Source organism: Lichenihabitans sp. PAMC28606 (genome assembly GCF_020616535.1).
GTDB classification, from domain to species: Bacteria; Pseudomonadota; Alphaproteobacteria; order Rhizobiales; family Beijerinckiaceae; genus Lichenihabitans; species Lichenihabitans psoromatis.
Window position 1 is genome coordinate 2,678,505 of sequence record NZ_CP085136.1, and the last position, 12,741, is coordinate 2,691,245.

Genomic DNA, 12,741 nt, shown 5'->3' on the forward strand with positions numbered 1-12,741 from the left:
TTGCGCTCAATGTTTAAGAACGACGAGATATTCGAAAGCCCAGTCGAAGCGGGGTCGCGGATCGAGCAAAAGAACGATCTGCAGGCGCGACGCGACGGGGTCGTTCAGCATCGCCTGCGGTGCGACAGAGGTGAGAGACGCGGTCTCCATCTCGTCGCCGATCTTGAGAGCTCCGAGATTATGCTCGGCCAGCGCTGCCCCGCCGGCGCCGAAGCTTTTGATCTGGACGCGGACGTTGGAGGGTTTGGCGGACCGGCCCCGCATCTGCACATAGAGGTCCCGCGCGCCCCGGAGCGCATCGACATCCAGCCAGAACTCCAGCGTCAACCACCGGCTTGCGAAATCCGGCCCCGTCCGCAAGTCAAAATCGAACGGCTGTTCGGGCGAGCTCCAACTCGTGGCTTGCTTCGGCAGTTGCCGGATCTCGACCACGTTCCGATCGAACAATTCGAACCCGACCATGAAATCCGGCCCTAGCGGCTCGTATCCTTTCGCGATCCGCCAATCGAGAAGCGCGAACGGCACCGCAAAAGGCTGTTGGATCGCGCGCCCGATCAAGCTCGGATCGGCTTGCGACGCGCTCGCGACGGCACGGCGCACAGCCGCGAGATCGACCTGGAGTTGATCGAGCAATTGATTGATCTGCGAAATATTGTTCAAAGTCATCCCTGACGCAGCCGCTATGCTTGACTACAGTCATGGATGCCGTTGCGTCAATTGATGCAGAGTTCGAATTCCAGGCTCACGTTTAACCGTCGAGGCAGCGGGAGGAGACGAGCCACAGACTCGGCTCGCATCCCGCGCTTTCGGCTTGTTCAGTCGAGCGAGACCGCGACGAACCGTACCTCGCCCTGGCCGTTTGAAACCAGAAGCAACGCCGATTTCTTACCGCCGTCCTTGATGGCCTTGACCTTGAGGGAGATGTCGGCCGGCGACGTCACGGGTTCCTGGTTGATCTCCGCCACGACGTCCCCGGCCTTGATGCCTTTGGTGCCTGCCGGCGATGTCGCGTCGACATCCGTGACGACGACGCCCTTCACGGTATCCTTGATCGAATATTTCTTTCGGAGATCATCCGACAGGATCGACAGGCTCATGCCGAGAGCCGTCTGCACCGCGGGAAGGGCCGGTGTCTGATCGGCCTTCGGATTGGCAGCTGCCTGTTTCTCGGTATCTTCCAAGCGGCCGAGCTTCACCGTCACGGTCTGGCTCTTGCCATCGCGGAAGATGCCGACCGGCACATCCTTGCCGACCGGCGTGGACGCCACGATGGCGGGCAAATCACGCGATTCCTTCACGTCCTTGCCGTCGAAGGTCAGAATCACGTCACCCGCCTTGAGGCCGGCCGGCTTGCCGGGGCCTTTCTCGTCGACACCCGCAATCAACGCGCCGCGCGCCGTGCCGAGGCCGAGGCTTTCGGCGATGCCGTCATCGACACCCTGGATGCGGACGCCCAGCCAGCCGCGCCGCGTCTCGTGGAATTCGCGGAGCTGGTCGACGACCGGCATCACCGTATCGGAGGGGGTCGCGAAACCGATCCCGATCGATCCGCCGGACGGCGACAGGATGGCGGTGTTGATGCCGATCACCTCGCCGGCCATGTTGAACAGCGGGCCGCCCGAATTCCCCTTGTTGATGGAGGCATCGGTCTGGATGTAATTGTCGTAGGGGCCGCTATCGATGTTGCGATTGCGGGCCGAGACAATCCCGGCCGTGACGGTGCCGCCGAGCCCGAACGGATTGCCAACCGCCATGACGGCGTCGCCGACCCGCATCTTATCGCTATCGCCGAATTTCACGGCCTTGAGTGGCGCGTCTGACTTCACGCGCAGCACCGCGACATCGACCTTGGAATCCTTGCCGACGACCTCGGCTTTCAGCTTGCGACCGTCGGTCAGGATGACGGTCACCTCGTTGGCACCCTCGATGACGTGATTGTTGGTGATCACGATACCCGAGGAATCGATGATGAAACCGGATCCGAGAGAACTCGAGCGGCGCGCGCGCGGCGCTTCAGTCCCGTCGCCCTTGCCATTCTGGCCCTGCAACTGCCGCTTGAAAAACTCCTCGAACAGGTCGTCGAAGGGGGTGCCCGGCGGGAGTTTTGGCATAGCGCCGGCCTGTTTCTGTTCGACCACCTGCGAGGCCGAAATATTGACGACCGCGTCGACGACGCTGGCCGCGAGATCGGCCAGCGACTCAGTGCCGCCCTTGGCGGCGGCGGGCGCGACGCCAAATGGCGCGGCAGTGAAGGGGGATGCGACCAAACCGACCCCGAGAGCCAAGGCACACACGCCGTGAGCAATCCTCTGGCGCAAGAGATGCTTCTGGCGAGTGGGACGCGAATGAGAATCGAGGATCATGGATAAGGGGTCTCTCGTTCGAAGGCCGTGAGGCGAATAGGCTTGCGCTCAGCATATCGGAAACCCGCGCCTGTGCGACAAGGGTCTTTGCCTTCATGCATTCTCACCTTCGCAACGCCGGTGCGCCTTAAACGTCGAAGATTAATGCAGTCGTTCCGAAACTCCGCGAATGGTCCAACGTATTTTCACTCAGCCGGCACAGTCCCGGCTCAAGTATCGGCCGATGTTTCAACCCGCTCTTGTTGGGAACGACCGGTCGGTACTTTGACTTTTTTATGACGGGGCGGCATTCGCCGTTCCGGCGAGAGGAGAATATCATGATGACGTTCAATACAAACGCACGATCGATGATCCTCGCTGTGGCCTTCGTGGCCGGCCTCGGCGGCGCGAGCTATGCGGCCGACGTGATGGTCGGTGGCGCTCCGATGTACCCCACCAAAACGGTGGTCGAGAACGCGTCGCAGGCCAAGAACCTGACGACCCTGGTGGCCGCCGTGAAGGCCGCCGGCTTGGTCGACACCCTGTCGGGCCCGGGTCCGTTCACGGTGTTCGCGCCGACGAATGCGGCCTTTGAAAAGCTCCCGGCCGGCACGGTCGAGAAGCTCGTTCAGCCCGACATGAAGGCGACCCTCACCAAGATCCTGACCTACCACGTCGTGGCTGGCAAAGTGACGGCCGAAGACCTCGTCAAGGCGATCCAGGCGGGTGGCGGTATGGCCAAGCTGAAGACCGTCGAAGGCGACAGCATCACGGCCAAGATGGACGGCAGCAAGGTCGTCCTGGTCGACGACAAGGGCGGCATGGCCACGGTCGAGCAGGCCGACGTCATGCAGTCGAACGGTGTCGCGCACATCATCGACTCGGTTCTGATGCCCTGATCGTCTCGCTTTCCTGACCCGTTTTCTCGGCTCGCCGACCCGCAAGGTCGGCGGGCTTTGTTGCGCCCGGCGTTGGACCGCGCGTCCGCCGCAGGACAGACCGAAGCGCATTCGGAACATGCAAGGCCCGCCGCCCGTTCCATGATGGCAACGCCAGATCGAATGATCGGCGCCAGCAACGGGAGATTCGCATGAGTGGCAATCGCGGGGTCGTGTATCTCGGCAAGGACCGGGTCGAGGTCCAGTCCATCGACGATCCGAAGATGGAAGCACCCGGTGGCCACGCCATTACGCATGCCGTCATTCTCAAAGTCGTCTCGACCAACATCTGCGGCTCCGACCAGCATATGGTGCGTGGTCGCACAACGGCGCCCGAAGGGCTCGTGCTCGGCCATGAGATCACCGGCGAAGTCATCGAAGCGGGTGTCGATGTCGAGATGATCAAGAAGGGCGACCTCGTATCGGTGCCGTTCAACGTGGCCTGCGGCCGCTGCCGTACCTGCCGTGAGGGCCATACGGGCGTTTGCCTGACGGTCAATCCCGGTCGCGCGGGCGGCGCTTACGGCTATGTCGACATGGGCGGCTGGATCGGCGGCCAATCCCAATATGTCATGGTGCCCTATGCTGACTTCAACCTGCTGCGGTTCCCCGACAAGGATCAGGCGATGGCGCAGATCCGCGATCTCACCATGTTGAGCGACATTCTGCCGACCGGCTTTCATGGCGCCATCAGCGCCAAGGTCGGGGTCGGCTCGACGGTTTACATCGCGGGCGCAGGTCCCGTCGGCCTCGCAGCGGCTGCTTCGGCCCGGATCCTCGGCGCCGCCGTCGTGATGATCGGTGACTTCAACGCCGGGCGGCTGGCCCATGCGAAAGCGGTCGGGTTCGAGCCGGTCGACCTCTCCAAGCACGATCGGCTTGGCGACCTTATCGAACAGATCGTCAAGGTGCCGGAGGTCGACAGTTTCATCGATTGCGTGGGGTTCGAGGCGCGCGGCCATAGCGGCGGCGAGCAGCCCGCCGTCGTGCTCAACCAGGCCATGGAGGTGACCCGCGCGGCCGGGTCGATCGGCATTCCGGGCCTCTATGTGACAGCCGATCCGGGGGCCGCCGAGGAAGGCGCGAAACAAGGCTCGTTGAGCCTGCGCTTCGGCCAAGGCTGGGCCAAGAGCCAGCAGTTCCATACCGGCCAGACCCCGACGATGCGCTACAATCGCCAACTGATGCAGGCGATTTTGCACGGCCGCCTGCCGATCGCCGAGATCGTGGGCGCGACCGTCATTCCGCTCGAGGAGGCGGCGCGGGGCTACAAGGCTTTCGACGACGGCGCCGCCAAGAAGTTCGTGCTCGACCCGCATGGCATGTTGGCCGCCTAAGGGGCGGCTTGGCCGCCTAAGGGGCGGCTTGGCCGCCTAAGGGGCGGCTTGGCCGCCTAAGGGGCGGCTTGGCGTCATAGACGTGGCTTTGCGATCTGCGTCCGAGCACCGTAAGACCGCTCGACCACGGGATCGACGGGAGCCGGACGATGACGAACGCGAAGATCACGGTCAAAGGCGGCTGGATCGATGTCAGCTTCGAGGGCGAGATCCTGACGATGGCGGCTATCGGCTCGCCGTTGCATTATCTCGTCAAGGCGCCGACCTCGATCCCGGCTCGCCATAAGCAATCCGAGGATAAGAGCCGTTTCCGGCGGCTGGCCGTCGAGGCCATCCTCGAGCGCGATCCCACAGCGACGCCGGACGATGCCGAGGTCGTCTGGTCTTGGCGCAACGGGTGATGGGTCTGGTAACGGTTCAAGGCGGCTTCGGCTCGCCGCGCGCCCAGGTGGCGACCACGAGGCATAGACCGAGCGCCACGCCGATTTCAGCCCAGAGATAGATCAGGACATCGGCCCGCACCCCCAGCGGGGGCGACCCCTGCAGACCGTATCGCATCACGGGAAGCGCGAACAGCATGGCCGCCAAGGTGCTGGCGATCGAGATTTCCATCTTGCGGACGTGCAGGAACACGAGGCTGGCCATCGTGAGAGCCGCGATCGCGATGATGGCCATCACGGCATAAAGCGACAGAACGAAAAAGCGGACGGCGCCGCTGCGTCGCAGATCGATCGCAATCGTCACAGCGCTGGTCCCATCGGCCGCGCGTTCGGCAGTTCGGATCGTCCAACCCGCGAACCCATCCCAGAGCGCGACCTCGACCGCGAGATGGTTCGGCGCAACCCCCTCCTGCCCGGCTGGCGGGTCCTCAAAAGCATCCACGCTGAGCCGAGCCGTGAACGCGTCGAGCGGGTAATCGAACACCGACCCATTGTTGAGATCAACGTCGATGAGCTGCGAGGCGACCGGCTGGTCTGCCGCCAGCGGGTATTCGTAATCGGCGCTGTCGTCAGCGATTCGGACCGTCATGTCGCGAAGTGGTGTCTTGAGGCGGCGACCCTGCAACACCTTCGCAGGTGTGAAGCTGAACCGCATCCGCATCGAGCCGTTGACGGCGTCGATCGACACGATCTCGGCATAAACCTGCAACTGCGGCCGGACGCCATCGGCCTTTTTAGATGGCCCGTAGCTCTCGATCGCCAGATTTGCCTCCGACCCGAGCGTTCCAAGAAAAACCGCATAGCCGAGGCTGAACAGACCCATCAGCGCCACCAGCATCATGGCGTGAAAACTCGGCCGCTTCACGTCGTCATCTCCTACCCGGCCTGGTCATAGCTTGCGAAGCGCCACTTCCTCGATCCGGTGGCTGGCCCCCTTGGTCAGGATGAGGCTGGCACGCTCGCGCGTCGGCAATACATTTTCGCGCAGGTTGCGGAGATTGATGCGGGTCCAGATGTCATGCGCGACCGCAACCGCCTCGTCGTCGCTGATCTCGGCATATTTGGTAAAGTAGGAGCGCGGATCGCGGAACGAGGTCTCGCGCAGCCGCATGAAGCGGGACACGTACCACTTTTCCAGCAGATCCTGGTCGGCGTGCAGATAGACCGAAAAGTCGAAGAAATCCGACACGAAGGGTACGCCGGGTCCATCCTTATGGGGCCGGTTCGGCGCCAGCACGTTGATGCCCTCGACGATCAGGATGTCGGGACGGTCCACGGTCACGAATTCGCCGGGCATCAGATCGTAGGAGAGATGCGAGTAGACCGGCGCTTTCACGTTGCGCATGCCGGCCTTCACGTCCGAGAGAAAGTGCAACAGGGCCGCGCCGTTGAAGCTTTCCGGAAACCCCTTGCGATCCATCAAACCCTGCTGTTGCAGGATGCGATTGGGCAGAAGAAAGCCGTCGGTCGTCACCAAAGCGACCTTGGGGGTGTTCGGCCAGCGCGACAGCAGCGCCTGCATGACGCGTGAGGTCGTCGATTTGCCGACCGCGACGGAGCCCGCGATCCCGATGATATAGGGCATCTTGCCCTCGCCCTCGGCCCCGAGGAAACGCTGAGTCGCCTTAAAAAGGCCTTGTGTCGCCGCGACATAAAGGGCGAGCAGCCGCGACAGCGGCAGGTAGATCGCGATGACCTCCTCGAGCGAGATCGGGTCGTTGGTGGATTGCAGCTTGCGGAGATCGTCGACCGTCAGGGTCAGCGGCGTGTCGGCACGCAACTCTGCCCATTCGTCGCGCGTGAAATGCCGGTGCGGCGCCGCGACCGTCGCGATCGGCTTCTTGACCCGCTCGTTCATGCGCCCTCCCGGACAACAACCTGCCGGTCTTTCAGCCACCACGCCAGCCATCGAGCGGCTTCATCGGCGCGCGCGATCGTCTTGGCAATGTCACACGTAGCAGAACCCCCTTGGTTCCGGAACGATCCTCCTATGTAAACTTTGATCGCGCGCGCGCCAACGACGCACGGCGTGTCTTCTCGCATCGCAGCCTTGGAGTTGGACCATGGATCTACATCTCGCCGGCAAGCGCGCCCTCATCACGGGCGCCTCGAAAGGAATCGGTCGAGCCACGGCGCTGATGCTGGCGGACGAAGGATGCGATCTGGTTCTAGTATCCCGCACCGAAGCCACTTTGGCCGCCACGGCCGACGAGATCCGATCCCGCCATGCCGTGGCGGTCGACATTATCGCGGCGGATCTGTCGGTCACCAGCGCGATCGAGCGGGTCGCCGCGGAAGCTGGCGCTCTCGACATCCTGGTCAATAACGCGGGCGCCATTCCGCAAGGCGATCTGCTCGGGCTCGACGACGCGGCCTGGCGCAGCGCCTGGGACCTCAAGGTGTTCGGCTTCATCGGCCTGACACGCGCGCTTTATCCGCGCCTCAAGGACCGTCGCGGTGTCGTCGTCAACGTGATCGGGGCGGCGGGCGAATGGCTCGATCCGAACTATCTCGCGGGCAGCACCGGCAACGCCGCCTTGATGGCCTTCACTAAGACGATCGGCAAGGCGGCTCCGAAAGACGGTTGCCGCGTGGTCGGCATCAACCCCGGTCCGGTCGAGACCGACCGGATCCAGCAAGCGCTTCGGGCCCGGGCCAAGCGCGAGTGGGGTGACGAAGAGCGCTGGCGCGAATTCTACGCCACCATGCCGTTCGGCCGCCCCGCCAGCCCCGAGGAAATCGCGGCCGCCGTCGCGTTTCTGGCCTCACCGCGCTCCGCCTATACGACCGGGACGATCCTGACGATCGACGGTGCGCCGAAATGATCGTTCAGGTCGAGCGCGAGGCTTTTTCGTCGAGCCCGGATTGGCGCGTGCGACGGCCAAGCTCGGCCACGACATCCTGCAACGCCACGCCGCTGCCCTGGAGCAACACCAGAAGGTGATACAGCACGTCCGCCGCTTCGGCCGTGATCTCGGCCTTGTTTCCGCCCATCGCCGCGATCACGATCTCGACGGCTTCCTCGCCGAACTTCTTGGCGATGCGAGGCACGCCCGCATCCAGCAAGGTGCGGGTGTAGGAGGCATCTGCGGTCGCGGTTGCGCGCGCCGCGATCAATTGGACGAGATCGTCCAACGTGAAGGGGCGTTCGCCCGTCCTTGGAACCGTGAGGCTCATCCGTCCATCCGCATGTGAAGTCCAGCCTCGCTCATATGGCGCTTGGCTTGCCCGATCGTATAGGTGCCGAAATGGAAGATCGAGGCGGCCAGCACCGCATCGGCCCGCCCCTCGCGCACACCCGCGACGAGATGATCGAGCGTGCCGACGCCCCCCGACGCGATGACCGGCACGCGCACGGCATCCGCCACCGCGCGGGTCAGCCCGATGTCGAAACCGATCTTGGTGCCGTCGCGGTCCATCGAGGTCAGCAGGATTTCGCCGGCGCCGAGGTCTGCCACCTCTTGGGCATAGCCGATCGCGTCGATCCCCGTCGCGCGGCGTCCACCATGGGTGAACACCTCCCAGCGCGGCGGCGCACCCTCGGGTGACACGCGTTTGGCATCCACGGCCACCACGATGCACTGGCTGCCGAATTTCTCCGCCGCCTCGCGCACGAAGGCGCGATTGTTGACTGCGGCCGTCATGATCGAGGCCTTGTCGGCGCCGGCCAAGAGAAGCTGGCGAATGTCGTCCACCGTTCGCACACCGCCGCCGACCGTCAGTGGCATGAAACAGGCGGCCGCCGTCCGGCTCACGACATCGAACAGGATGCCGCGATCCTCATGGCTCGCCGTGATGTCGAGAAAGCAGAGTTCGTCCGCCCCCGCCGCATCATAGGCGATCGCGCATTCGACCGGATCGCCGGCATCGCGCAAATCGACGAAATTGACGCCCTTGACGACGCGTCCGTCCTTCACATCGAGGCAGGGAATGATGCGGGATTTCAGCATGATGACTGCCGATTCGTCCGGATCAACGCCAAGGCCTCGGCGGGATCGAGCCGCCCATCGTAGAGCGCGCGACCCGAGATGGCGCCGGCGATGCGGGCGCAATCGGGCTGGAGCAATCGCTCGATATCGGCCAGCGAGGCAAGGCCTCCCGAAGCGATCACCGGGATCGCGAGAGCCTCCGCGAGCGCGATGGTGCCCTCGATGTTGAGGCCTTGCAGCGCGCCGTCGCGGGAAATGTCGGTATAGATCACCGCCGCCACCCCGGCATCCTCGAAACGACGCCCAAGCTCGGGCGCGGAGGTTTGCGAGGTCTTGGCCCAGCCATCCACGGCCACGAAGCCGTCGCGCGCGTCGATGCCGACCGCCACGCGTCCGGGAAACAGCCGCGCCGCCTCGCGCACAAGATCAGGGTCGCGCAAGGCGGCCGTGCCGATGATGACGCGAGAGATGCCGCGTGCCAGCCACGCCTCGATGGTCCGCAGATCACGGATGCCTCCGCCAAGCTGCACCGGCATGGCGACCCGGCGGAGAATTGCCTCGACGGCCTCGGCATTGACGGGTTTGCCCGCGAAAGCGCCATCGAGATCGACGACGTGGAGATAGTCGAACCCCTGGGCTTCGAAGTCCGCCGCCTGTGCGGCCGGATCGGAGTTGAAGACCGTGACCTGCTGCATGTCTCCATGGACAAGCCGGACGCATTCGCCGTTCTTGAGATCGATGGCGGGAAACAGGATCACGGGCGCCACCTCAGAAAATTTGCAATCAGGGCCAAGCCGAGCGTCTGGCTTTTTTCGGGGTGGAATTGCGTGGCCGCGACCGTGCCGCGCCCGACCATGGCGGTCACGGGACCGCCATAATCGGCGGTTGCCACGAGATCGGCGGGATCGTCGGGATGGAGTTGGTAGGAATGCACGAAATAGGCATGAAGGCCTGTCTCTCCGGTCGGAATGCCGGTCAGCAGTGGATGCGTTGCAGTCGTGCGGAGCGTGTTCCATCCCATATGCGGAACCTTGAGGGTCGGGTCACTCGGCACGATGGCCCGCACGGTGCCTGGGATCCAGCCTAGCCCGTCGGACACCTCGTGCTCACGCCCGGTCGTGGCCAGCAATTGCATCCCGACGCAGATGCCGAGAAATGGTTTGGCGTCTCGCGTCACGGCTTCGTCGAGAGCCTCGATCAGGCCGGGCACGCCCCGGAGGCCGCGCATACAGGCTGCAAAAGCACCGACGCCCGGCAGCACCACGCGCTCGGCGGCCCGGATAGCCTCGGGCTCGGCAGTGACGCGGATCGGCACGTCGAGGCCCGCCTCGCGGGCCGACCGCTCGAACGCCTTGTGGGCCGAATGGAGATTGCCCGACCCGTAATCGACGATGACGACAGACACGCCCTAACCCTCGTGCTGCGGGAACGACCCGATGATCGTCTCGTTGTTCGTCAGGCGGCTCTGCTGCCGCGACGATGCGGTCGCTCGGACGAGAGGCGAGGGGGAGCGATCCGCGACGGGTTCGACGTCGTGACTGGCAAAGTAGCGGCGCTCGCTCGCCTCGCGGCCCGCGCCGGCCACGACGTCGGTCGATCGATAGCCGCGCGACCCGAGCGCCGCGCCGCGAAGGGCGTTGCCTTCGAGACCCATGAAGATCGCGAGTATGACCAAGAGGCCGAACCTGACCATGCCGGGCAGATGCAACGCCTGCGCGCCCCAAGCGCCAGCGACGACCAGGACGAGCCAGACGAGAGCCGCGAGCCAAGCCCGATACCGGAGGAGGAACAACGGACCGAACAGAAAGGCCCAGACGCTGAACCCGTCTCGGACGAAAACCGTCCGATCGGCGAGCGCGACCCGGTCACCCGCGTCCTGCGGCACGTGTACCGTATAGATCGTCATCCTATCGCTCCTACCCGGCCAGCGAGCCCTTTGTCGAGGGCACTCGACCGGCCTGCCGCTCGTCGATGCTCACGGCGCTACGCAAGGCCCGCGCCAACCCTTTGAAGCAGGATTCGGCGATATGATGATTGTTGTCGCCGTAGAGGGTTTCGATGTGGAGCGTCATATGAGCATTGACGGCGACGGCCTGGAAGAATTCACGCACGAGTTCGGTGTCGAAGTCGCCGATTTTGTCGCGCGCGAAGGACGTGCGGAACACGAAGAAGGGCCGGCCTGAAAAATCCAGCGCCACGCGGGTCAGGACCTCGTCCATCGGCAGATGCACGTCCGCGTAACGCGTGATGCCCGCCTTGTCGCCCAGGGCTTCACGCAAGGCTTGCCCCAGCGCGATGCCGGTATCCTCGACCGTGTGGTGCATATCGATATGAAGGTCGCCCTTGGCCTTTACGCTCAAGTCGATCAGCGAATGGCGCGCGATCTGATCGAGCATATGGTCGAAAAAGCCGATCCCGCTGGCGATGTTGCTCTCGCCGCTGCCGTCGAGATCGACCGCGACCTCGATCTCGGTCTCTTTCGTGTGACGGGTCACGCTCGCGCGACGCATGGGGTGTCTCCAGCCTGATGGATCTGGGCCGATACGGCTCTCGCGTCGTCTTACCGGCTCGGAGCGGGGCGCCGCAAGTGCGCGGCTGCGTGCACGCCGCCGTCCGATGTCACACGTCGGGCTTGACGCTTGAGGGCTGGTAGAAAATAACCCGCCTGAGACGAGCCGTGTTTGGGCTCGACGGGTCGACCGGCATGTCGATGCCGGATGCCGTGCGTGCCGATCGGTACGACGGCTTGAGGGAGAGGACGCATGACCCGGGACACCACCGCGACCGACTTCAATACGCGCCTGAGTGCGGTGGCCGACGACATCGAAGCCATGCTGGATCGGCTGCTCGGAACGGCCGCCCTGCCCGGTGAGATCACCCGCCCGGCGCGCCTGCGCGAAGCGATGCGCTATGCGACCCTGGGCGGCGGCAAGCGGCTTCGCCCCTTCCTGCTGGTCGAAACGGCGCGATTGTTTGGGCTTGAGGGGGACGGTCCGCTGCGGGCCGGGGCGGCGCTCGAAATGATCCATTGCTACTCGCTGGTCCATGACGACCTGCCGGCCATGGACGACGACGCGTTGCGCCGGGGTCGCCCGACCGCCCATATCGCCTTCGACGAGGCGACCGCCATCCTGGCCGGTGACGGTTTGCTGACCTATGCGTTCGACGTGATGGCCGATACGCCGACCCATCCCGACCCGCTGGTTCGCGCCACGCTCGCGGTCGGGCTCGCGCGGGCGTCGGGCCTCGGCGGCATGGCGGGTGGACAGGCGCTCGATCTCGAGGCGGAACGCGCGACCGAGCCGCACAAGACGGAGACGATCCTGCAGCTGCAGGCGATGAAGACCGGCGCGCTGCTTCTCTTCGGTGTCGAAGCCGGTGCTCTGATGGGCGGCGCGACCGACCAGCAACGCGACGCCTTGGGTCGCTATGGACGCGCGCTCGGCGCAGCCTTCCAGGTGGCGGACGACATTCTCGACACCGAAAGCGATGCAGCGACGCTTGGCAAAGCCGCCGGCAAGGATGCGGGACGCAACAAGGCGACCTTGGTCTCGAGCCTCGGCCTCGCGGCCGCCAAAACGCGGCGTGACGCGCTCGCAGCCGAGGCGCAGGCCGCGCTCGACGCTCTCGACATGGGGCACAAGACCGCGATCCTGGCCGAAGCGGCGCGGTTCACGGTGGCGCGTAAGAGCTGACGCCAAGAGGATTGTCCGGCACGGCACGCTGCGGACACGCTCGGCTTGCTTCCCTTGTGC

The 12,741-nt window shown here is 64.6% G+C and carries 15 protein-coding genes; 5 read left to right on the forward strand and 10 right to left on the reverse strand.

Annotation, left to right across the window (positions count from 1 at the left end):
• Window positions 1-6: 6 nt before the first annotated feature.
• The gene (locus tag LGH83_RS12645; protein ID WP_227398978.1) at window positions 7-660 is read right to left on the reverse strand and encodes a hypothetical protein; all 654 of its coding nucleotides are present in this window, start codon (window positions 658-660) and stop codon (window positions 7-9) included.
• Window positions 661-815: 155 nt separating this feature from the next.
• On the reverse strand, window positions 816-2,363 hold the full coding sequence (locus LGH83_RS12650; RefSeq protein ID WP_227398979.1) for a DegQ family serine endoprotease: 1,548 nt from the start codon (window positions 2,361-2,363) through the stop codon (window positions 816-818).
• Between the two features lie 317 nt (window positions 2,364-2,680).
• Between LGH83_RS12650 and LGH83_RS12655 the strand changes: the two genes are divergently transcribed.
• The 3 genes from LGH83_RS12655 (at window position 2,681) to LGH83_RS12665 (ending at window position 5,018) form a co-directional block, all read left to right on the forward strand.
• Window positions 2,681-3,241, forward strand: coding sequence for a fasciclin domain-containing protein (locus tag LGH83_RS12655; RefSeq protein WP_131114083.1), 561 nt, complete (start codon window positions 2,681-2,683; stop codon window positions 3,239-3,241).
• Window positions 3,242-3,432: 191 nt separating this feature from the next.
• A complete protein-coding gene (gene fdhA, locus LGH83_RS12660; protein WP_227398980.1) occupies window positions 3,433-4,617 on the forward strand; it encodes a formaldehyde dehydrogenase, glutathione-independent in 1,185 nt (394 codons plus the stop codon).
• A gap of 149 nt (window positions 4,618-4,766) precedes the next feature.
• Window positions 4,767-5,018 (forward strand): hypothetical protein, encoded by a 252-nt coding sequence (locus LGH83_RS12665; RefSeq protein WP_227398981.1) that lies wholly within the window; start codon window positions 4,767-4,769, stop codon window positions 5,016-5,018.
• Between the two features lie 16 nt (window positions 5,019-5,034).
• On the opposite strand, the gene LGH83_RS12670 is transcribed toward LGH83_RS12665, so the two are convergent.
• Entirely contained in the window at window positions 5,035-5,922 is an 888-nt protein-coding gene (locus tag LGH83_RS12670; protein WP_227398982.1) for a DUF4436 family protein, read from the reverse strand.
• Between the two features lie 24 nt (window positions 5,923-5,946).
• On the reverse strand, window positions 5,947-6,915 hold the full coding sequence (coaA, locus tag LGH83_RS12675) for a type I pantothenate kinase (protein WP_227398983.1): 969 nt from the start codon (window positions 6,913-6,915) through the stop codon (window positions 5,947-5,949).
• 205 nt (window positions 6,916-7,120) lie between these two features.
• On the opposite strand from coaA, the gene LGH83_RS12680 reads away from it, so the two are divergent.
• A complete protein-coding gene (locus LGH83_RS12680) occupies window positions 7,121-7,882 on the forward strand; it encodes a short-chain dehydrogenase/reductase (protein WP_227398984.1) in 762 nt (253 codons plus the stop codon).
• A 4-nt stretch (window positions 7,883-7,886) separates the two neighbouring features.
• On the opposite strand, the gene LGH83_RS12685 is transcribed toward LGH83_RS12680, so the two are convergent.
• From LGH83_RS12685 to hisB, 6 genes are read right to left on the reverse strand one after another with little or no spacing between them, the layout of a single operon-like run.
• Window positions 7,887-8,234 (reverse strand): phosphoribosyl-ATP diphosphatase, encoded by a 348-nt coding sequence (locus LGH83_RS12685; RefSeq protein WP_227398985.1) that lies wholly within the window; start codon window positions 8,232-8,234, stop codon window positions 7,887-7,889.
• Window positions 8,231-9,007, reverse strand: coding sequence for an imidazole glycerol phosphate synthase subunit HisF (gene hisF, locus LGH83_RS12690; protein ID WP_131114076.1), 777 nt, complete (start codon window positions 9,005-9,007; stop codon window positions 8,231-8,233). Before hisF ends, LGH83_RS12685 begins: the two co-directional genes overlap by 4 nt.
• Window positions 9,001-9,753 (reverse strand): 1-(5-phosphoribosyl)-5-[(5-phosphoribosylamino)methylideneamino]imidazole-4-carboxamide isomerase, encoded by a 753-nt coding sequence (gene hisA, locus LGH83_RS12695; RefSeq protein WP_227398986.1) that lies wholly within the window; start codon window positions 9,751-9,753, stop codon window positions 9,001-9,003. The genes hisF and hisA overlap by 7 nt, the downstream gene beginning before the upstream one ends.
• On the reverse strand, window positions 9,741-10,391 hold the full coding sequence (gene hisH / locus LGH83_RS12700; protein ID WP_227398987.1) for an imidazole glycerol phosphate synthase subunit HisH: 651 nt from the start codon (window positions 10,389-10,391) through the stop codon (window positions 9,741-9,743). The genes hisA and hisH overlap by 13 nt, the downstream gene beginning before the upstream one ends.
• 3 nt (window positions 10,392-10,394) lie before the next feature.
• Entirely contained in the window at window positions 10,395-10,892 is a 498-nt protein-coding gene (locus LGH83_RS12705; RefSeq protein ID WP_227398988.1) for a DUF2628 domain-containing protein, read from the reverse strand.
• A 10-nt stretch (window positions 10,893-10,902) separates the two neighbouring features.
• Window positions 10,903-11,496, reverse strand: coding sequence for an imidazoleglycerol-phosphate dehydratase HisB (gene hisB, locus LGH83_RS12710; protein WP_131114071.1), 594 nt, complete (start codon window positions 11,494-11,496; stop codon window positions 10,903-10,905).
• Between the two features lie 252 nt (window positions 11,497-11,748).
• On the opposite strand from hisB, the gene LGH83_RS12715 reads away from it, so the two are divergent.
• Window positions 11,749-12,681 (forward strand): polyprenyl synthetase family protein, encoded by a 933-nt coding sequence (locus LGH83_RS12715; RefSeq protein WP_227398989.1) that lies wholly within the window; start codon window positions 11,749-11,751, stop codon window positions 12,679-12,681.
• The last annotated feature ends 60 nt before the right edge of the window (window positions 12,682-12,741 follow it).